Origin of the sequence: Paenibacillus cremeus (genome assembly GCF_007786445.1) — a bacterium.
Classification (GTDB): Bacteria; Bacillota; Bacilli; order Paenibacillales; family NBRC-103111; genus Paenibacillus_G; species Paenibacillus_G cremeus.
In genome coordinates this window covers 146411-166068 of sequence record NZ_VNJI01000007.1, presented here as the reverse complement: position 1 = coordinate 166068, position 19658 = coordinate 146411, and the positions used below count along the sequence as shown (strand labels likewise).

22 protein-coding genes are annotated in these 19658 nt (G+C 47.2%); all 22 read left to right on the top strand.

Going from position 1 to position 19658, the window contains the following annotated elements; all coding sequences use genetic code 11:
- Positions 1–21: 21 nt before the first annotated feature.
- Entirely contained in the window at positions 22–1497 is a 1476-nt protein-coding gene (locus FPZ49_RS07900; RefSeq protein WP_144845280.1) for a flagellar hook-length control protein FliK, read from the top strand.
- Between the two features lie 38 nt (positions 1498–1535).
- Positions 1536–1979 (top strand): flagellar hook assembly protein FlgD, encoded by a 444-nt coding sequence (gene flgD, locus FPZ49_RS07895; RefSeq protein ID WP_144845278.1) that lies wholly within the window; start codon positions 1536–1538, stop codon positions 1977–1979.
- Positions 1976–2359 (top strand): TIGR02530 family flagellar biosynthesis protein, encoded by a 384-nt coding sequence (locus FPZ49_RS07890; RefSeq protein WP_144845276.1) that lies wholly within the window; start codon positions 1976–1978, stop codon positions 2357–2359. Before flgD ends, FPZ49_RS07890 begins: the two co-directional genes overlap by 4 nt.
- An 84-nt stretch (positions 2360–2443) precedes the next feature.
- Entirely contained in the window at positions 2444–3268 is an 825-nt protein-coding gene (flgG, locus tag FPZ49_RS07885; protein ID WP_144845274.1) for a flagellar basal body rod protein FlgG, read from the top strand.
- Between the two features lie 79 nt (positions 3269–3347).
- A complete protein-coding gene (locus tag FPZ49_RS07880) occupies positions 3348–3569 on the top strand; it encodes a flagellar FlbD family protein (RefSeq protein ID WP_144845272.1) in 222 nt (73 codons plus the stop codon).
- Positions 3570–4049, top strand: coding sequence for a flagellar basal body-associated FliL family protein (locus FPZ49_RS07875; RefSeq protein ID WP_144845270.1), 480 nt, complete (start codon positions 3570–3572; stop codon positions 4047–4049).
- A 41-nt stretch (positions 4050–4090) separates the two neighbouring features.
- Complete coding sequence (fliM, locus tag FPZ49_RS07870) at positions 4091–5089, top strand: flagellar motor switch protein FliM (protein ID WP_144845268.1); 999 nt, start codon at positions 4091–4093, stop codon at positions 5087–5089.
- Positions 5079–6386, top strand: coding sequence for a flagellar motor switch phosphatase FliY (fliY, locus tag FPZ49_RS07865; RefSeq protein WP_144845266.1), 1308 nt, complete (start codon positions 5079–5081; stop codon positions 6384–6386). The genes fliM and fliY overlap by 11 nt, the downstream gene beginning before the upstream one ends.
- A gap of 35 nt (positions 6387–6421) precedes the next feature.
- On the top strand, positions 6422–6784 hold the full coding sequence (locus FPZ49_RS07860; RefSeq protein WP_144845264.1) for a response regulator: 363 nt from the start codon (positions 6422–6424) through the stop codon (positions 6782–6784).
- 49 nt (positions 6785–6833) lie between these two features.
- Positions 6834–7481, top strand: a complete 648-nt coding sequence (locus FPZ49_RS07855) for a flagellar biosynthetic protein FliO (RefSeq protein ID WP_261381310.1) — start codon at positions 6834–6836, stop codon at positions 7479–7481.
- Between the two features lie 41 nt (positions 7482–7522).
- Positions 7523–8242, top strand: a complete 720-nt coding sequence (gene fliP / locus FPZ49_RS07850) for a flagellar type III secretion system pore protein FliP (protein WP_144845336.1) — start codon at positions 7523–7525, stop codon at positions 8240–8242.
- Between the two features lie 23 nt (positions 8243–8265).
- Positions 8266–8535: a flagellar biosynthesis protein FliQ gene (gene fliQ / locus FPZ49_RS07845; protein ID WP_144845262.1), complete on the top strand. Its 270-nt coding sequence runs from the start codon at positions 8266–8268 to the stop codon at positions 8533–8535.
- A gap of 11 nt (positions 8536–8546) precedes the next feature.
- The gene (fliR, locus tag FPZ49_RS07840; protein WP_144845260.1) at positions 8547–9326 is read left to right on the top strand and encodes a flagellar biosynthetic protein FliR; all 780 of its coding nucleotides are present in this window, start codon (positions 8547–8549) and stop codon (positions 9324–9326) included.
- Positions 9327–9342: 16 nt separating this feature from the next.
- Positions 9343–10434, top strand: a complete 1092-nt coding sequence (gene flhB, locus FPZ49_RS07835; protein WP_144845258.1) for a flagellar biosynthesis protein FlhB — start codon at positions 9343–9345, stop codon at positions 10432–10434.
- 24 nt (positions 10435–10458) lie between these two features.
- Positions 10459–12492 carry a flagellar biosynthesis protein FlhA gene (flhA, locus tag FPZ49_RS07830; RefSeq protein WP_144845256.1) on the top strand — a complete coding sequence of 678 codons (2034 nt, stop codon included), beginning with the start codon at positions 10459–10461 and terminating at the stop codon, positions 12490–12492.
- Entirely contained in the window at positions 12489–13820 is a 1332-nt protein-coding gene (gene flhF / locus FPZ49_RS07825) for a flagellar biosynthesis protein FlhF (RefSeq protein ID WP_144845254.1), read from the top strand. Before flhA ends, flhF begins: the two co-directional genes overlap by 4 nt.
- Positions 13813–14682 carry a MinD/ParA family protein gene (locus FPZ49_RS07820; protein ID WP_144845252.1) on the top strand — a complete coding sequence of 290 codons (870 nt, stop codon included), beginning with the start codon at positions 13813–13815 and terminating at the stop codon, positions 14680–14682. Before flhF ends, FPZ49_RS07820 begins: the two co-directional genes overlap by 8 nt.
- A 104-nt stretch (positions 14683–14786) precedes the next feature.
- On the top strand, positions 14787–15890 hold the full coding sequence (locus FPZ49_RS07815; protein WP_144845250.1) for a protein-glutamate methylesterase/protein-glutamine glutaminase: 1104 nt from the start codon (positions 14787–14789) through the stop codon (positions 15888–15890).
- A gap of 117 nt (positions 15891–16007) precedes the next feature.
- On the top strand, positions 16008–18059 hold the full coding sequence (locus FPZ49_RS07810) for a chemotaxis protein CheA (RefSeq protein ID WP_144845247.1): 2052 nt from the start codon (positions 16008–16010) through the stop codon (positions 18057–18059).
- A 21-nt stretch (positions 18060–18080) separates the two neighbouring features.
- Positions 18081–18542 carry a chemotaxis protein CheW gene (locus FPZ49_RS07805; protein ID WP_144845245.1) on the top strand — a complete coding sequence of 154 codons (462 nt, stop codon included), beginning with the start codon at positions 18081–18083 and terminating at the stop codon, positions 18540–18542.
- A gap of 35 nt (positions 18543–18577) precedes the next feature.
- A complete protein-coding gene (locus tag FPZ49_RS07800; protein WP_144845334.1) occupies positions 18578–19165 on the top strand; it encodes a chemotaxis protein CheC in 588 nt (195 codons plus the stop codon).
- Complete coding sequence (locus FPZ49_RS07795; RefSeq protein ID WP_144845243.1) at positions 19162–19656, top strand: chemotaxis protein CheD; 495 nt, start codon at positions 19162–19164, stop codon at positions 19654–19656. Before FPZ49_RS07800 ends, FPZ49_RS07795 begins: the two co-directional genes overlap by 4 nt.
- Positions 19657–19658: the final 2 nt, after the last annotated feature.

Here is a 19658-nt window from a genome sequence, read left to right as displayed (position 1 = left end):
GAAAGGAGGTGAATAAAGAAAATGGAAATCCAAGCCCAAACACTAATTGCTAGTGTTTCACAAGCAGGCGCAAACGCGAATGCAGGTACGGATGCCAACACGGCTGCAGGGCAAGCTGGTTTTGCTACCGCACTCAATGGGATGATGGCTGGCGGAAATCAAGACGGTGGCAAAGGATCGAATCTTTCTGGGATTGCAGCGTTAGTTCAACTACTGACACCACTTTTAAATGGTGCTCCGGCTACAGATGTGCAAACCATTCAGCTGACCGGCGAACAGATCGATGCCTTGAAACAATTGCTTCAACAGCCGGGAAAATCGGACGCATTGCTAAGCAATCCTGATTTGCAAGCATGGCTTTTGCAGCTTCAAGCTTTACTGAGCACAGCGATTCCAACGCAGCCGCAAGAGCAGAAGAGTGATGCTCAATCCGCATCCAGTACGGATGCAGCAGCTAATGCAGCTAATACGGCACTGAACCCACTGCTGTTTATTCCGATTCAGAGCACGGTGCAAGCTGCGAATTCGTCGGAGCAATCTGATCAGGTAGCGAGCGTCAAGCAACCTTTGATCTCTCAGAATCAAGCCGTTCAGCTGCTCAATCAGCTTAAGGACATGATTCAAAATGGAAGCAAGGACCCTGAGTTGAAGCAAGTCTTAAAGGATCTTCCATCATTGCTGGTCACAGCAGCAGCCCAAGCCGGTGAAGTGCCTAAATCGCTTGCGACTAAGCAGCGTGGTCCACAGTCGGATCTCGTTGTCCAAGTGAAGTCGGATAGCAATGGAGCGGATGCAGGGGATCTGATTCAAGTCGTGCCAACGAAGGTCCAAAAGCTTGAGGTACTGGCAGCCAAAAACATCCATACCAAGTTCAATCTTGAGCAGCAGTTGTCTCAAGATGATGCACCTTTGTTTGAACCGCTAGATCAAGTTGCAGCAACGGATAATGGTGCTCAACCTGTACCGATACAGGATTTTCTGAAGCAGATGAACACCGTACATACCGCTAAAACACCGGTTTTGCAAATGCCTGCAGCAACCTTTTCCGATGACATGGCGCATTTCGTAGTCTCTTCTTTCATGATGGAGTCTTCGATTGAAGGATTTACGGAAGCGAAAATTTCCTTGTATCCGCAGCACTTAGGTCAAGTGGATGTTAAGCTGACCATGCATAACGGACAATTGGTTGCACAGTTTGTAGCCGATAGCGTGGCTGGTAAAGAGATGCTCGAAAGCCAGCTTTCGCAATTAAAAACTACATTACAGAGCCAAGGCATCCAAGTTCAAAAGCTTGAAGTAAGTCAGAGCCAAGGTTTTCAATCCGGCATGTTCCAGGAAGGCCGACAACAGCAACAGCAGTCCCAACAATCGTCCAAGCAGCAAAAATCTGCAAGCGCGAGAATTGAGGCCATGGATGAGATCTCGTTGGATGAGCTTCCTGACAAGCCAGCAGCTAATTCATCTGCCGCTAATGGTTCAATCGATGTAACGGCTTAGAGATTTAAATAACAATCGTTACCGTAGGGGGTGAAAACATGACTGACTCTGCGATCAGTACCAAAAATATTTGGCCTAACTACTCTAGCACCAACACGCAAAGTACAACTTCCAGCAGCAGTAATTTAGGTAAAGATGAATTCTTGAAGATCCTCATTACGCAGCTGAAAAATCAGGATCCGACACAGCCTTTGCAAGACAAAGAATTTATCGCCCAGATGGCGCAGTTCACTTCGGTTGAACAATTGACCAATATGAATACCGAGATGAAGCTGATGCGTCAATCGCTGGGCATTGCTTCTGGCTTGATTGGCAAGAATGTCACTTGGACGGCTGTAGATAGTACCGGGGCAAGTACAGTGAAATCGGGCATTGTCGATTCCATTATTCTCAAAGCAGGCCAGCAATATGTAAAAGTAGGCTCGGAGGACATAGCGCTGGATAGTATCAGTCAAATTTCGAATCCGGAGGCTGCAAAGTGACGGATCGAATTTCAATTGGACAACTTTACCCAACGCCCGTTTCACCAGCTCCAGCACAAGCGAGAAGAGCGGTCACTGAACGAAATTCGGCTGCTGGAACGTTTGATCAAATTCTCAAAAAAGAGACGCTGCGATTTAGTCATCATGCTGAAGAACGATTACGGCAGCGCGGCATAAGCTTTCAGCCGGAACAGCTCGCCAAGATTCAATCGGCCATCGACAAGGCGGCAACGAAAGGCGCCAAAGATTCGCTGATGCTGATCAATGACACCGCATTGATTGTTAATATCAAGAATCGAACGGTGGTTACGGCAATGGATGGTGCCTCGATGAAGGACAATCTGTTCACTCAAATTGATAGTGCCATGATTATTTCTTAATACATAGGCTGGCCCATAACCGGAGGCCTTAAGCTGTGGATCGACTGAAGCAGCTAACATGAACCTTAGGGAGGCATTTCACGCATGTTAAGATCTCTATATTCAGGCGTATCGGGTATGAGAGGATTTCAAACGAAGCTTGACGTGATCGGAAACAACATTGCGAACGTCAACACGGTGGGTTTTAAAGCAGGACGTGTAATGTTCAAAGATATTTTGAGTCAAACCGTATCCGGCGTAACGGCTCCGACGGATGCGGCGGGCGGGGTGAATGCGAAACAGATAGGCTTGGGCGTCTCGGTTGCTGCGGTGGATACCATTCATACACCGGGCAGTGCCATGACAACGAACGTACCAACCGACCTGCGGATCGATGGAGACGGATTCTTCGCTTTATCGCCTACTCCGGATGCTCCGGAAAAACCATACTTAACTCGTGCCGGTAATTTCACGATCGACGCCAATCGTCGATTGGTGAACTCGGATGGAATGTTTGTTCTGGGCACGGGTGGCACAGCCATTACGCTTGATGATACGGTAACGGCTTTCTCCATCTCGCAATCGGGTGAGATCGTAGCTGTTGGTGCGGACGGAACCTCAACCAACACGGGCCAGTTCATCGCTGTCGCCAAAATAACGAATCCTTCCGGTCTTGAGAAAATCGGAGGTAACCTGTATCGGATGACTCCGAACTCCAATGTTGATGCGATCGATCTCGGAGCTTCGTTAGCCAATGATCCAGCCACAGGAACGGGAGCTATCATCTCAGGACAGCTCGAAATGTCGAACGTCGACTTAACGTCCGAGTTTACGGAAATGATCATTGCGCAGCGCGGCTTCCAATCGAACTCCCGTATTATTACGACCTCTGACGAAGTGCTTCAAGAAGTTGTTAACCTGAAACGTTAATAAGCACGACTAGATAGAAACAAGCGAAACGGGGAGGCTCGTTCCTCCCCTCATTTCTTGCAAGTTTGGAGGAATACCGATGGTTCGTCTGACACGGCTTAACGGGAAGGAAATCACGGTGAATGCCCTCTTGATTGAATCCATAGAGGATACACCCGATACGATGATCACGCTAATTACCGGTAAAAAGTTTATGGTGCTCGAAACGGTCCCGGAAGTGGTCGGCAAAGTGCAAAGCTTCTTGCAATCGATCGGTCTCGTGAGCGGAACGATAAAGAGCTTGAATTCGGAGGGGTCGTAGGTGTTTAAGAGTAAAATTTTTATCATGGTGGTAGCCATCCTTATCGCTATTACATTGATCTTAACTGCAGCATTTGTACTATGGAATTACATGGATAAAGCGAATCAATCCCCGCAAGACATGGCGCAAAGCTCTGCGCGTGAGGTGAAGCCCGGTAAGAAATTAACGCCGGACCAAGTGAAAGAAAATACGGCAATTATGAAGGACATTTTGACGAATTTAGCCGGTAACGGGAACAAATTCATTAAAGTGACCCTTGCTTTTGAACTCGAAAATAAGAAGGCTAGAGACGAATTTGACAAGCTGGATGCGAAAATGAAAGCACTGATCGTACAAACACTCGCTGACATGACACCAGATCAAGTGACAGGTAGCAAAGGCTTTGATAATTTGACTTCGGCCCTTATGAATAAAATGAATCCATTGCTTCATGAAGGAAAGCTGAATCAAATCTTAATTACGGATATCGTAATTCAATAGGTTGAGACAGGCACAAGATTGCTTAAAAGGAGGTGACGCTAATGGTTGATGTACTCTCACAGAACGAGATAGACGCGTTGCTGGCGGCGCTGTCCTCGGGCGAGATGGATGCGGAAGAGCTCAAGAAGGAAGAAACGCAGAAAAAGGTGCGGGCCTATGATTTTAAACGGGCCGTTCGTTTTTCCAAGGATCACATTCGAAGCTTAACCCGTATTCATGAAAACTTTGCAAGGTACCTGACAACTTATTTCTCAGCTCAGCTTCGAACGTTTGTGCAGATTAACGTTGTTCAAGTCGAACAGCTGCCATATGACGAATTCATCCGATCCATCCCTAAAATGACGATCCTGAATATATTTGAAGCAGAGCCATTGGAAGGTCGAATGGTACTTGAGGTGCATCCGAACGTAGCATTTGCCATGCTGGATCGATTGCTTGGTGGAGCAGGCACATCTCCAACGAAGATCAATGCCTTGACCGAGATCGAAACGATTGTGATGGAGCGAATTTTCAGCCGCACCTTCGAAAGCTTGCAGGAAGCCTGGAAGACCGTTGTGGATTTATCGCCGCGGCTAGAGGCCCTGGAGACCAATCCGCAATTTATGCAGATCGTATCTCCGAACGAAACCATAGCTCTGATCTCACTTAGCACCAAGATCGGGGACACAACCGGGATGATCAACCTCTGTATACCACATGTGGTCATTGAACCGATCATGCCAAGGCTTTCCGTGCATCATTGGTTTGTTTCCCAGAAGAAAACAAGCGCGCCAGAAGAAATGACGGCCTTACAATCCAGGCTGCATAAAGCCAAACTTCCTATAATCGCCGAGCTTGGATCATCCCAAATCTCCGTTCGTGAATTCTTGAATCTCAATGTCGGAGATGTGGTTACCCTTAACAAATCAGTGGAACAGCCGCTGGATATCCGCATTGGCGAGAAGTTGAAGTTTTACGCCAGTCCGGGGACAACTAGAGGAAAGCTGGCAATACAAATTAGCGAGATCGTCAATGAAGGAGTTGAAGAAAATGACGAATAATAAGGATTATTTGTCACAAGAAGAGATCGATGCCTTGTTGAGGCAGTCTTCCGACAGCAGCTCTTCGAGTTACGGGTTCACTCCTCATGTGGAAGATTACTTATCCTCTCTCGAACAAGATGCGCTGGGTGAAATTGGCAATATTACATTCGGCAGCGCGGCAACGGCTTTGTCGACCCTGTTAGGGAAAAAAGTCGATATTACGACACCGAAAGTATCTGTGATTGCCCGTTCGGAGCTGGTGGAGGAATTTCCTAAGCCGCATGTCGCGGTTCATGTGAATTATGTCGACGGGTTTCATGGCATTAATTTATTGGTCATCAAAACACGGGATGCGCAAGTGATCGCCGACCTGATGATGGGCGGAGATGGGACAGGCCAGGAAACAGAGCTTTCCGAGATCCATGTCAGTGCCGTGCAGGAAGCCATGAACCAGATGATGGGCTCTTCCGCAACGTCGATGTCAACCATTTTTAATCGCTTTGTCAATATCTCTCCTCCAGGAATCGACATATTAAATTTGTCGGAAGGAGAAGGAACTTCGACACTCCCTCCAGAAGAAGTATTTATAAAAATCTCTTTTCGTCTAACAATCGGGGATTTAATCGATTCGACCATCATGCAGCTTTTGCCGGTTAGCTTCGCAAAAGATATGGTATCGATTCTGATGGGAGGAGGAGAGAGTGAAGAGGTAGCTGCAGCATCTCAAACTGCACCGGCTGCTACTTATGCACCGGAGCCTCAGGCACAGGTCAGACCGGCCCAGGATCATCCGATTCAACCGCCGATGCAGCCTGCTCCGCAGCAACCGATGTATCAGCAACCGCCGATGCAACCGGAGTACCAGCAGCCTATGTATCAACAACCGATGTACCAGCAGCCTATGTATCAGCAACCGATGATGTATCCGCCGCACGCGCCATATCCGCCACAACCGGTACAGCCGCAGCAGTATGGGGAGCAAATGGCTAGGAACGTGAATGTGCAGTCCGCGCAATTCACAAACTTCACACCGCCGCAATTGACTCCACCAGAGGATACGAATCTGAATTTGCTGCTTGATATCCCATTGAAGGTTACCGTAGAGCTGGGACGTACACACAAAGTGATTAAAGATATTCTTGAGCTTTCTCAAGGTTCCATCATTGAATTGGATAAGCTGGCCGGTGAACCTGTTGACATTCTTGTTAACAACAAACTAATCGCCAAAGGAGAAGTTGTCGTTATTGACGAAAACTTCGGCGTGAGGGTCACAGATATCGTAAATCAGTGGGACCGAATTCAAAAACTACAATAATGATTAAGCACATTGCTTAGGAGGACTGTATACCCATGGCAAACCGGATTTTAATTGTAGACGATGCAGCTTTTATGAGAATGATGATTCGTGACATCTTGACGAAAAATGGATATGAGGTTTGCGGCGAGGCGAATGACGGCGCGCAAGCGATTGAAAAATTCAAAGAACTGCGTCCTGACCTGATCACCATGGATATTACCATGCCGGAGATGGATGGAATTCAAGCATTGAAAGAAATTAAGAAAATCGATGGGAATGCCAAAGTCATCATGTGTTCCGCGATGGGACAGCAAGCTATGGTTATCGATGCGATTCAAGCGGGTGCAAAAGACTTTATCGTGAAGCCGTTCCAAGCGGATCGTGTAATCGAAGCGATCAAGAAGACATTGGGTTAGTTGGAAGCTTCGCTCCTAAGAGAGACACAGCCTGAAAGGAATGTGAACCTTGAAAAGACTCGCAGCCAAGCTGTCGGCGGCCGTTCTCATCATGTGGATACAAACAGCAGTGTTCGCTGCTGCTGTTTGTTTCGGGGAAACGGGGACGAATACTCCGGGCTCTGGTTTCATGGAATCGCCGGATAAGCTTACGGGGGGCAGCCCTGCAAATACTTTTGTAATGATCGTACAGGTCATCTTTTTTCTCCTTCTTATTATCGGAATATTCTTCGTGATTGTTAAGGTCATTTCGAAAAAAAACGCGTTCTTGACTGGCCGTGCTCTTCGCTCCTTGGGCGGACTGCCACTTGGTCAAAACAAATCGATTCAAGTCGTAGTGATTGGCAAGTCCCTCTACATCGTTGGAGTTGGCGACAACATTCAATTGCTTGAGAAGATCGAGGATGAGTCTGAGGTGGAGACTTTAACGGAAATGATGTCCGCTGGAGCTGCTTTTAATGGTCCGTCGCTCGAGTCGATTGGCGACTGGCTCAAAAAGTTTGGGAAAAAACCTGAGACAGAAGAGGAGATCGAAATGACGGCTTCGTTTCAAGAGGTGTTTCAGAATAAGATGCAGCGGATGAAGGGCCGTCAAGAAGTCATGGAACAGATGTTGAAAGATGATAAAAATCAAGATCGGTTGAATGATAGAACATGAAATTTGGCATCCGAGTACTGCTTGTCCTAACCATCGTCTTTATGTCACAGATGCTTGTCGGTCACGGTGTATATGCGGCTGACCCGATTCCAGGCATCAATATCGATATCGGGAATTCAACGAGTCCGGGCGGTGCTTCTAGCACGGTATCCATCCTATTGCTGATTACCGTGTTAAGTATAGCGCCATCCATTCTAGTGTTGATGACCAGCTTTACCAGAATTGTAATTGTGCTTGGCTTTGTAAGAACCTCCCTTGGTACACAGCAAATGCCGCCCAACCAAGTGTTAATCGGACTCGCTTTGTTTCTGACCTTCTTCATCATGGCACCTACGTTTGGTGACATTAACGAGACGGCATTGCAGCCCTATTTGAAGGGGCAAGTGAGTCAAACTGAAGCATTGGATAAAGCATCGATATCGATGAAAAAATTCATGTTCTCGCATACGCGGCAGAAGGATTTGAAGCTGTTCCTGGACTACTCCAAAGCAGCACCGCCGAGTGGGGTGGAGGACACGCCTTTGACATCTTTAGTGCCGGCATACGCGATCAGCGAGCTGAAAACGGCGTTTCAAATGGGCTTTATCATCTTTATCCCGTTTCTTGTTATTGACATGGTCGTGGCAAGTACGTTGATGGCCATGGGGATGATGATGCTTCCACCGGTAATGATCTCGCTGCCGTTTAAAATTTTATTGTTTATCCTGGTTGACGGATGGTATTTGGTCGTACGGTCGCTCTTGCTTAGCTACAACACTTAGATGGACCGTCAGGAGGAGACATCTTGAGTTCTGAATTTATTATTCGTTTGGCTGGCGAGGCGGTTTATACGACACTGAAGGCAAGCGCGCCGATGATGGTGCTGGCTCTCGTCGTAGGCTTAATCATCAGCATCTTTCAAGCGACTACGCAAATACAGGAGCAAACCCTTGCGTTTGTACCGAAAATTGTGATTGTTATGCTATCCATTCTGGTGTTCGGTCCATGGATCTTAACGACGCTGGTGGATTTCACCTATAATCTGATGAATAACCTGTACAAATACGTGGGATAGGTTGGGAGTAAATGGAGTCGCTACTGCAATATTTTCCTGGCTTCCTGCTTTGTTTTTGTCGAATTGGTTCGTTTTTTATTATCTCCCCGGTATTTTCTGCACAGAATGTGCCGGCTCAGATGAAGATTGGGTTAGCTTTTTTTGTTGCTTTTATCGCCTTTTTTGCAATTGGAACGGCGGCACCGGTAGAAATGGATTCGTTTTATATCTTATCGATTATTCGTGAGATTTTAGTCGGCCTTTGTCTGGGGTTCATCGCCAATTTATTTTTCACAGTGGTTCAAATTGCCGGCGGCTTCATTGATATTCAGATGGGGTTCGGTATTGCGAACGTGATTGACCCGATGACTGGCGCTTCAAGCCCGGTCCTGGGGAATCTGAAATACATTATTGCGATGCTGCTGTTTCTAACCTTTAACGGCCATCACTATTTGCTGGAAGGCATCATGCGAAGCTATGAGTGGATTCCGCTGAACAATGACTTCTTCGTGAAAAATAACAACGGCCAGATCTGGGATTTTATTATCAAAACGTTTTCCAGTGTGTTTTATGTCAGTTTCCAGATGGCGGCGCCGATTGTCGTTGCCTTGTTCTTGACCGATTTAGGGCTCGGTTTGTTGGCAAGGGTTGCACCGCAATTTAACATCTTTGTGATCGGTCTTCCGATCAAAGTGATTCTGGGCTTTGTGCTCTTGCTGCTGTTATTCCCAGGCTATGAGCTGATTTTTAAAGACTTATTTGCTTCCATGATGGATGCGCTTGGAAAGTTTTTCGGATTGTTCAAGGCATAGAACGGAGGAATAGGCTGTGGTGCCTTTTCGCTTAAAATTGGATTTGCAGTTGTTCTCTCAGGAGAAAACGGAATCCGCGACACCGAAGAAAAGGCAAGAAGCCAGAACAAAAGGGCAGGTAGCCAAAAGTATGGAGCTGCCGGCCGCATTCATTTTATTCTTCTCGTTTTTATCGTTTTACATGTTTGGCGGCTTTATGAAGGAAAAGTTGATTTCCTTGTTTAAATCGATCTTGAATGACTTCTTGAACTTGAATATCTCGATTGAAAATGTATCGGTGCTTTTTGAGAAGGTAGCCATTCAAGTCATGCTAATTTTAGGTCCTATCTTCTTGGTTTCGATCGTCATCGCGGTACTGGGGAATTACTTGCAAATCGGATTCTTGTTTACCGGTGATCCATTGATGATGAAATTCAGTAAGATAAACCCGCTGGAAGGCGCGAAAAAGTTATTTTCAGTACGAGCGGCCGTTGATTTTTTGAAATCCATTCTGAAGATGACGGTCATCGGAATTGTGGTTTATATCACCTTATCTGGCGAGAAAGACCATATAATGCAGCTGGCAAGATTGCCGCTGGAGGATGTTATATCGTACGCCGCGTCGGTAACGCTGCAGCTCGGAATCAAGATCGGTGGAATATTGATCGCCATGGCTGTCTTCGATTATTTGTACCAGCGATATGAGCATGAAAAAAGCTTGAAAATGTCCAAGCAAGACATTAAAGATGAGTACAAGAAAACCGAAGGTGATCCTCACATTAAGGGCAAGATCCGTGAGAAGCAGCGTCGGATGGCTCTGCAGCGAATGATGCAGGATGTGCCAAAAGCAGATGTGGTCATAACGAACCCGACGCACTTTGCGGTTGCGATTCAATATGATTCAAGCAAGATGCAGGCGCCTACGGTCATTGCCAAAGGGACGGATTATATCGCGCTGAAAATTCGGCAAGTGGCTCAAGATAACGGAATAATGACGATGGAAAACAAACCGCTGGCCAGAGCGCTGTATGCGCAAGTGGAAATCGGACAGTCGATACCGGCTGATATGTTTCAGGCCGTGGCCGAGGTATTAGCATATGTGTACAAAGTTAAAGGCAAGGCGAATTAACGGACGGAGAGGAGGGCATCAGCAATGAAACCTAGAGATCTTGTCGTGCTGATCGGTGTCATCGGTATCGTGCTTATGATGGTGGTACCGCTGCCGATTTGGTTGCTGGATGTCCTTTTGATTATCAATATATCCATTGCGCTGATGATCATTTTGATTGGCATGAATACGCAGGACGCACTGCAATTTTCGATTTTCCCATCCTTGCTTTTGATTACCACGTTGTTTAGATTAGCACTGAACGTTTCTACAACGAGAAACATTTTGGCAAACGCGGATGCCGGTAATGTGGTCAAAACCTTTGGTTCCTTCGTAGCACAAGGCAACATCGTAGTCGGATTTGTTGTCTTTATTATCTTAGTCTTGGTGCAATTTATCGTAATCACCAAAGGTTCTGAGCGCGTTGCCGAGGTAGCGGCACGGTTTACACTCGACGCAATGCCTGGTAAACAAATGAGTATTGATGCTGACCTGAACGCAGGGCTTATTAACGAGCATCAAGCAAAAGAACGCCGGGAGAAAATTTCGAAAGAAGCCGACTTCTACGGCGCAATGGATGGTGCGAGTAAGTTCGTTAAAGGTGATGCTATCGCCGGGATTATCATGCTTTTGATTAATATTTTGGGCGGCTTAGTCATCGGAATGGCCATGAAGGGCATGTCCATTACCGAAGCAGGTAAGCTGTATTCCATCCTCACGATTGGTGACGGGCTGGTCAGCCAGATCCCTGCGCTTTTGATTTCTACTGCAGCAGGTATCATCGTTACTCGAGCCGCCTCGGATGGCAACTTGGCGTCCGACTTAACGAAGCAAATTTTTTCGTATCCGAAGCTGCTTTATATCGTTGCCGGAACGATAGCGGCACTGGGCATTTTTACACCGATTCATATGATAACAACCTTCCCGATTGCGGGTCTTCTCGTCTTTGCTTCCATTAAGATGCAGCAAAATCTCGCACGTAAGCAGGAGCAGGAAGTACAGCTGGAAGAAGAGCAGCAGATTGAAGAAGTACGCAGTCCGGAAAGTGTTATTAGCTTACTGCAGGTGGACCCGATCGAATTTGAGTTCGGTTACGGCTTAATTCCACTCGCGGATACGCAGCAAGGTGGCGATTTGCTCGACCGAATCATTCTTATTCGTCGCCAGTGTGCTCTGGAGCTTGGAATTGTAGTACCTGTGATCCGTATTCGGGACAATATCCAGCTGCGGCCTAACGAATATGTCATCAAAATTAAAGGAAATACCGTAGCGCGGGGCGATTTGCTGTTGAATCACTATTTGGCTATGAGCCCTGGATTTGATGATGATTCCGTGACCGGGATCGATACGCTGGAACCTGCATTCGGGCTGCCAGCGCTCTGGATTGACGAGGCCACGAAGGAACGGGCAGAATTATCGGGATATACGGTTGTAGATCCGCCATCCGTTGTTGCTACTCATTTAACGGAAGTCATCAAGAAGCATGCTCATGAGCTGCTCGGACGCCAAGAAACTAGAGCGCTCATCGAAAATGTCAAAGAGAGTTATCCTGCCCTGGTGGACGATCTCATTCCGAACACGTTGAATACCGGCGATGTACAGAAGGTGCTGATCAAACTTCTCCGGGAAAAAATATCGGTACGCGATTTGGTTACTATATTAGAGACGTTAGCTGATTATGGCTCTTATACCAAAGACCCGGAAATTTTAACGGAGTATGTGAGGCAAGCACTCTCCAGACAAATTACTCAGCAGTTTACTACGAGCGGAGATACGTTGAAAGTGATCACCGTCGGTCCAATGCTGGAGAAGAAAATTGCCGAGTCGGTTCAGCAATCGGATCAAGGCAGCTATGTTGCGCTTGACCCCACGACTTCACAAGTTATTTTTTCACGGATCGGCGAACAGGTAACGAAGCTCATTCAGTCGGGTCAACAGCCAGTCGTTCTTACATCCCCGACCATCCGTATGTATTTAAGGCAACTGCTGGAACGAACGATGCAAGATATTCCAGTCTTATCTTACAGTGAACTTGAGCCAAGCGTGGAAATCCAAAGCATGGGGGTTGTTAATCTATGAGGGTAAAGCGGTATGTAGTGGATTCGATGCCCGATGCGCTGCAAAAAATTCGTACGGATTTGGGGAAAGACGCTGTCATCCTAAATACAAAAGAAATTCGATCCGGTGGGTTCCTTGGCTTATTTGCAAAGAAAAAAATCGAAGTCATCGCAGCTACGGATTCGTCTTCACCTAGCGGAGGAGTTGGATCAGCTTCGAAGTCCGCAACTGCGGTTGCGACCAAGCCTTCACCGATGATAACCGCTCAGCCTCAAGTAGCTAAGGCGACTGCAGCTGCTGCCTATGGTTCGATTCGTGAGGAAAAGCCAACGCTGGCTTTTCCTGACGTACCTGATGTGCTCCCGCCGAGGCCGATGGCTCCACAGCCAGCTCCAATCACATCAACCCATACCTTTGTGCCGCAGTCACCTAAAGAGAGGCTCGAGCAGACATCATCGCGCAAAGAGAAAGAAGAATTGCTGCTGGATGAAATTAAGCAGATGAAAGAATTGATGCTGATGCTGTCTAAGCAAAGCAATGCTCAAGCGCCTGCTGATCCCGTGATAGTGGACCTGGAACAACGGCTAAGAAATCAAGAGGTGGATGCAGATTTCATCACGGAACTTATGGGCTTAGTTAAAAGTGAAGCCGAGTCCGGAGAGGTTCCGGTAACCCAAGAGCTCGCAGTTGAGATTGTCAAAAAACGGTTGAGCGAACTGCTGCAATCCAATGGCCGAAAACCGATTGATCGCGATACTCGAATTGCTCATTTCGTAGGTCCAACCGGCGTAGGAAAAACAACGACGATAGCAAAGCTCGCCGCCGAGCAAGTGCTTAAGCATCAGCGCAAGGTGGGCTTTATCACTTCCGACACGTATCGGATCGCTGCGGTGGAACAGTTAAAGACTTATGCTACGATTTTAAATGTGCCGCTGGAGGTTGTGTTTTCTCCGCTTGATTTGAATAAGGCGTTCGAGCGATTGAGCGATTGTGACCTAATCTTTATGGATACAGCCGGAAGAAACTTTCGTAACGAGATGTATGTTTCTGAGTTGAATGCCTTGCTTCAATCGAATGGGCATAGTGAAACTTTCTTGGTGCTCAGTTTAACTACGAAATACAAAGATATGAAGGCAATTACGAATAATTTCAGTAAGTTTAAGCTGGACAAAGTACTGTTTACCAAAATGGACGAAACGGATTCGTTTGGCCCAATTGTCAATTTAATACGTGAATTTGGGCTGCAAACCTCCTATGTGGCCAATGGGCAGAACGTCCCTGATGATATTCTCGAGCTCAATGAGAAGCAGATCATCGATTTGATTCTGGAGGATAACCAACATGAGTGATCAAGCACAAGCACTTCGGAATCTGATCAAAAATAAAAGCACCGAACAAACCAGAAACACTCGAATTATTACCGTTACCAGCGGAAAAGGCGGGGTGGGCAAGTCCAACTTTACCTTAAACTTTGCGTTAGCGCTTCAAAAGAAAGGGTTTAAGGTGCTCGTCTTCGATGCTGATATCGGACTTGCGAATATCGATGTCTTGATGGGGATGTCTCCAAAATATAATTTGTACCATCTGCTAAAGAAGGAAAAGACGATCTGGGAAATCATCCAAACCGGCTACAATGATCTTCAATTCATTGCGGGCGGCTCCGGATTTAACGATTTAATTCGCTTGACGGAAGAACAGCTCGATTATTTTGAGAAGCAGATCAGTCAGCTTAACGGTCATGTCGATTTCATTTTGTTTGACACGGGTGCAGGGTTGTCGAAAGAGACGCTCAAATTCATCCTGGCCGCCCAAGAGACCATTGTCGTGACAACGCCAGAGCCTACATCCATAACCGATGCTTACGCCATCATCAAAATGGTCCATTCGATGGATTACCACACACCTTTCCGGCTTGTAGTGAATCGAGTCACTGATTTGCGGGAGGGCCGACAAACGGCGGACAAAATCAGTATGGTTGCGAAGCAGTTTTTACAGCTGGACATTCCGACTATAGGCTATGTGATGGACGATAGCAGCGTCTCTAAAGCCGTGAAGAAACAAGTTCCCTTTACCATAGCGTTCCCATCGAGCGATGCATCGAAGTCGATTGGAGAGCTGGCGGACAACTTTATTGCGAACCAAGTACCGAGTGAAACGCAAGCTGGGGCAGTAAAAGGATTTTTGAACAAGATGTTAAAAATGCTGAAATAGTAGGTAGGGTATTTCCTCTAGCCTGTAAATTGATTATGCTGTCAGTAGGATCCTTCTCAGAATGATGGTCCATTGCTCGCAGCGAAATTAGAGGAGTGATCTGAATGCAGCCAATCGACGTGCTCATTGTAGACGATTCCGTTTTCATGAGACGAATCATATCCGACCTCATATCTGAGGATACCGGCTTTCGTGTAGTCGGTACAGCGAAGAATGGTAGAGAAGCGATAGAAATGGTGAAGCGGCTGAAGCCGCATGTGATGACCTTGGACGTTGAAATGCCGGAAATGAACGGCTTAGAAGCGTTGCGTATTATTATGAAGGAAAATCCGCTACCGGTTATTATGCTGAGCAGCTTGACACAAGAGGGCGCCTCAGAAACGATTAAAGCGTTGGAGCTTGGTGCAGTTGATTTTATCGGAAAGCCTTCCGGATCGATTTCACTAGACTTGCATAAAGTTAAAGAGTCTTTGCTCGAGAAGCTTCACATCGCTGCGGGGACCAATGTGAGTAAATTGCCCAAGCCATTCGTTGCACCGGCAGCACCTTTAAAGAAGGTTCCTGTACCAGCCGTCGTTCCGCCGAAAATGGTTGAGCGATTGCAGGCGGAGTCCAATACGACGTTTGATCATTTGGTTGCGATCGGTACGTCGACAGGGGGGCCAAGAGCACTTCATGAGGTGCTTTCCGGAATTCCGGGCAGCTTCCCTGCTCCGGTCGTTATCGTTCAGCATATGCCTCCGAATTTTACCAAGTCGCTCTCGCAGCGGTTAAATACGATTTCGGGGCTGCATGTAGTGGAAGCGGAAAACGGGATGGTACTCGAAAGTGGGATGGCCTATGTAGCACCTGGCGGCTATCACATGACCATTGCACGTAATGGTACGAGCTCGTATAAAGTGCATTTGTCCCAGGAGGATCCGCGCGCCGGCCATAGGCCTTCCGTCGATGTCATGTTTGAGTCGCTGCTTCCATTAAAAGAATTAAAGCGGCACATCGTGCTAATGACAGGAATGGGCTCGGATGGTGCGAAAGGCATGCTAGCATTGAAACAGGCCGGTGCTTTAACGACCATTGCTGAGTCGGAAGAAACCTGCATTGTCTACGGGATGCCTAGAGCTGCCGTAGAGTTGAAATGTGTTACCCATGTACTACCGCAGCAGGAGATTGCTCGTCAGCTTATTCATTCCGTTAACACCAAGATATAACCCACTCATCAACGGATAACTACTTAATGCATTCACACAGTCGACCATAGTCACAGGCAGTGCCTAATGTGCAATAGGCGACTTTACATAGCAAGTACCAATGTTGGAGGTGTGTTTATGGAAATGAATCAATATCTCTCGATGTTCATAGATGAGTCCAGAGATCACCTGCAGGCGATGAACGAGCATTTGCTCAGCCTTGAAAACAGTCCGGATGATATCAGTATCGTCCAAAACATTTTTCGCTCCGCTCACACGTTAAAAGGGATGTCAGCAACGATGGGATTCGAAGATATCGCATCGCTTACCCATGAGATGGAGAACGTTCTTGATCTAGTTCGCAATCATAAGCTTCAAATGGACTCTTTTATCTTCGATTGTATTTTTAAAAGCTTAGATTCCCTTGAAAGCATGGTGGAAGACATCATTCAAGGGGGGACGGGACAAGCGGATGTGAATCACATCGTAACGGCTTTGAAGTCCATCGTCTCTGGAGACTATTTAAAGGGCGGTACCACAAGCCAATCGACTTCCGCCGCTTTCACGGCTGGTTCGAACGGAGCTGCGGAGCTGGATGAGTTTCAATTTTCCATCCTGCAGCAAACGATTGAGGCTGGAATGACAGCCATCCGGATTGTTGTCAACGTGAAGGAAGATTGCGTGCTAAAAGCAGCCCGCGCGTACATGGTATTCAATGTGCTTGAGCAAAACGGGGAAGTAATCAAATCTTCTCCCGCCGTTGAAGACATCGAGCAAGAAAAGTTCGACCGTTCGTTCACCGTTTACTATGTTTCCCACATTGCTCCGGAATTATTGGAAAAAGAAATTCTCAGCGTGTCCGAGATCGAATCGGTGAAGCTTACGGTACTAGATCAAGAGAAGCTCTCCCAACTAATGAAAGGCGACGCAACTGTGCCGCAAGTTCAGAAGCAAGAGGTAACTGATCAACCAGCAAAGGAAGAGCCTGCAAAAGCTGAAGCGAAAAAGCCTGCTGCTTCCGGTGGCGGAGCACCTGTTGGCGGGCGTACGATTCGTGTAGATATTGAGCGTCTGGATACGCTAATGAATTTGTTCAGCGAGCTCCTCATTGACCGCGTACGATTGGAGCAGCTGGCAAGTGAAATTCGTAAATCCGAGCTTAGTGAAACCGTCGAACATATGGCGAGGGTAAGCAGCGACTTGCAAAACATCGTATTGAAGCTTCGCATGGTTCCGGTCGATACCGTGTTCAACCGATTTCCGCGTATGATTCGGGATGTAGCGAAGACGCTCGACAAAAAAGTGGATTTGATCATCACTGGGGCTGATACGGAGCTCGATCGTACAGTAGTGGACGAGATTGGGGATCCACTGGTGCACTTGCTGCGAAATGCGGTTGACCATGGCGTCGAATCGACAGCGGAGCGAATTAGTATCGGCAAGTCTGAGACCGGCACCATTTACCTGCGTGCTTTCCACAGCGGTAACCATGTGTTCATCGAGATTGAGGAAGATGGCCGTGGGATCAACCGTGAGAAAGTATTGAATAAAGCGTTACAGAATGGTGTTCTTACGAAAGAACAAGCTGCGCGTATTACCGAAGAAGAGATCGACCAATTGATTTTTGCTTCCGGCTTTAGTACAGCTGACAAAATCTCGGATATTTCCGGTCGAGGCGTCGGTCTTGATGTGGTCAAGACGAAGATTGAGAGCCTTGGCGGTCAAGTGCATGTTCATTCCAAATGGGGGAAAGGCTCCAAGTTCTCCGTACAGCTTCCACTTACGCTATCGATCATTTCTGCGATGCTCGTTCGCTTGGGACAAGAGAAATATGCGATTCCACTTTCATCAATTGTTGAGACGATGGCGGTCAAACGAGAGCAGGTTCGCTCTGTCCACGGGAATCGAATGATTGATTACCGGAATAGCGTCATTCCATTAATTCCACTTGGTCAATTGTTTGATGTACCAGGCTGTGGCGAGGAATCTGGTACCGAAACGCAAATTGTTGTGATCCGCAAAGGCGAGAAGCTAGCGGCTATTACTGTTGATGAATTCATTGGACAGCAGGAGATCGTACTGAAATCACTTGGTAAATATTTGACAAACCTGTTCGCCGTATCCGGTGCTACGATTCTTGGTGACGGTCAAGTGGCTTTAATTATCGACACGAATGCTTTGATTAAATAGAGCGCTAAGGAGGCTGGAACAATGGGACAAGAACTGAAGGTAATCGTTTTTGCTCTTGCACACGAAGAATATGGGGTCGAGGTAGATAAAGTAAAAACGATTGAGCGCATGCAGCCGATGACGCGCGTCCCTAAGACGCCAAGCTTTGTCAGAGGGGTTATTAATTTGCGCGGTGTGGTTACACCGGTGATCGATCTGCGTGGACGTTTTGGATTGCCGGAGAGCGACTACACCGAGAATTCACGGATTATTATCGTCGCGATCAACGATATCGAAGTCGGACTCATCGTAGATTCGGCGAATGACGTGATTGATGTCGATTCGGATCATATCGAAGACCCGCCGGAAATTGTTGGCGGTATTAAAGCCAAATACCTGCAAGGTATTGCGAAAGTCGGCGATAGCCGCTTGCTAGTCCTGCTGAACTTGCACGAAGTTTTGAACAAGAGTGAAATCGTCCAACTGGAACAAATCGAGGGATAATCGTGGGAACCTTTAACTCATTCGCCGAGTTTCAAATGGACGTTCTGAAGGAAGTCGGCAATATTGGCGCGGGTCATGCGGCCACAGCGCTATCGAAGCTTTTGGATAAACCGGTCGACATGCTGGTGCCTAATGTGCGAATGGTTCCTTTCGAGGAAATTGCCGACAGTGTCGGCGGACCTGAGCAAGTGGTTATTGCGATTTTTCTTCGAGTAGAGGGAGAAACGCCTGGAAATTTGTTTTTCATCGTGACTCTGGAATCCTCCAAAAAGCTGCTTCGCAATCTGGTTGGAATGGAAGTCGTCACTGATGAGGATTACTCGGAAATGGAAATTTCCGCGCTCAGCGAAATCGGAAACATATTAGCAGGCTCTTATCTGACTTCCTTAGCGGACTTCACGAACCTGAACATGCTGCCGACGGTTCCCTCGCTTGCTATTGATATGGCAGGGGCGATCCTTAGCTATGGACTTCTCCAATTCGGTCAAATGGGAGATCAGGCGCTGCTTATTGATACGAAATTTCTGGATGGGAAAGATGAGGTGGAAGGACACTTTTTTCTCATCCCAGACCCGGAATCCTTCGAAAAAATCTTCGTGGCTTTGGGAGTGCATACTGCATGATCCAAGACAATCTCATCAAAGTGGGGATGGCGGACCTGAATGTGGCACACTTGACCGGGGTGCTGAAAACAACGGGCTTAGGTTCCTGCGTCGGAGTCACGCTGTATGATTCCAAGGTGAAAGTGGCCGGAATGGCACATGTCATGCTGCCCAGCTCCGACATCGCCCGAGAAGGCAAATTAAACATTGCCAAATATGCAGACACCGCGATCCCCGAGATGATTCGAATGATGGAAGCCCTTGGGGCACAGCCCCGGCGCATGGAAGCTAAGCTTGCGGGCGGTTCACAAATGTTCGCCTTCGGCGGACAATCCGATACGATGCGGATCGGTCCACGGAATGTGGATTCGTGCAAAGATCAGCTGAAGCGCTATTCCATCTCCATTGTTGCAGAAGATACAGGTGGAAATTATGGACGAACGATAGAATTTAATTGCGAGACCGGTATTCTACTATTACGCAGCGTACAACACGGAGTGAAGGAATTGTAACC

What these genes read in the sequence shown, in the direction of transcription:
- FPZ49_RS07800 (WP_144845334.1), top strand. Translation starts at nt 18,578, where the DNA reads ATGGACGTTCTGAAGGAAGTCGGCAATATTGGCGCGGGTCATGCGGCC.
- FPZ49_RS07810 (WP_144845247.1), top strand. Translation starts at nt 16,008, where the DNA reads ATGGAAATGAATCAATATCTCTCGATGTTCATAGATGAGTCCAGAGAT.
- fliR (WP_144845260.1), top strand. Translation starts at nt 8,547, where the DNA reads ATGGAGTCGCTACTGCAATATTTTCCTGGCTTCCTGCTTTGTTTTTGT.
- flhA (WP_144845256.1), top strand. Translation starts at nt 10,459, where the DNA reads ATGAAACCTAGAGATCTTGTCGTGCTGATCGGTGTCATCGGTATCGTG.
- flgD (WP_144845278.1), top strand. Translation starts at nt 1,536, where the DNA reads ATGACTGACTCTGCGATCAGTACCAAAAATATTTGGCCTAACTACTCT.
- FPZ49_RS07860 (WP_144845264.1), top strand. Translation starts at nt 6,422, where the DNA reads ATGGCAAACCGGATTTTAATTGTAGACGATGCAGCTTTTATGAGAATG.
- FPZ49_RS07795 (WP_144845243.1), top strand. Translation starts at nt 19,162, where the DNA reads ATGATCCAAGACAATCTCATCAAAGTGGGGATGGCGGACCTGAATGTG.
- flgG (WP_144845274.1), top strand. Translation starts at nt 2,444, where the DNA reads ATGTTAAGATCTCTATATTCAGGCGTATCGGGTATGAGAGGATTTCAA.
- FPZ49_RS07880 (WP_144845272.1), top strand. Translation starts at nt 3,348, where the DNA reads ATGGTTCGTCTGACACGGCTTAACGGGAAGGAAATCACGGTGAATGCC.
- FPZ49_RS07820 (WP_144845252.1), top strand. Translation starts at nt 13,813, where the DNA reads ATGAGTGATCAAGCACAAGCACTTCGGAATCTGATCAAAAATAAAAGC.
- fliM (WP_144845268.1), top strand. Translation starts at nt 4,091, where the DNA reads ATGGTTGATGTACTCTCACAGAACGAGATAGACGCGTTGCTGGCGGCG.
- FPZ49_RS07805 (WP_144845245.1), top strand. Translation starts at nt 18,081, where the DNA reads ATGGGACAAGAACTGAAGGTAATCGTTTTTGCTCTTGCACACGAAGAA.
- FPZ49_RS07900 (WP_144845280.1), top strand. Translation starts at nt 22, where the DNA reads ATGGAAATCCAAGCCCAAACACTAATTGCTAGTGTTTCACAAGCAGGC.
- flhF (WP_144845254.1), top strand. Translation starts at nt 12,489, where the DNA reads ATGAGGGTAAAGCGGTATGTAGTGGATTCGATGCCCGATGCGCTGCAA.
- fliP (WP_144845336.1), top strand. Translation starts at nt 7,523, where the DNA reads ATGTCACAGATGCTTGTCGGTCACGGTGTATATGCGGCTGACCCGATT.
- FPZ49_RS07815 (WP_144845250.1), top strand. Translation starts at nt 14,787, where the DNA reads ATGCAGCCAATCGACGTGCTCATTGTAGACGATTCCGTTTTCATGAGA.
- fliY (WP_144845266.1), top strand. Translation starts at nt 5,079, where the DNA reads ATGACGAATAATAAGGATTATTTGTCACAAGAAGAGATCGATGCCTTG.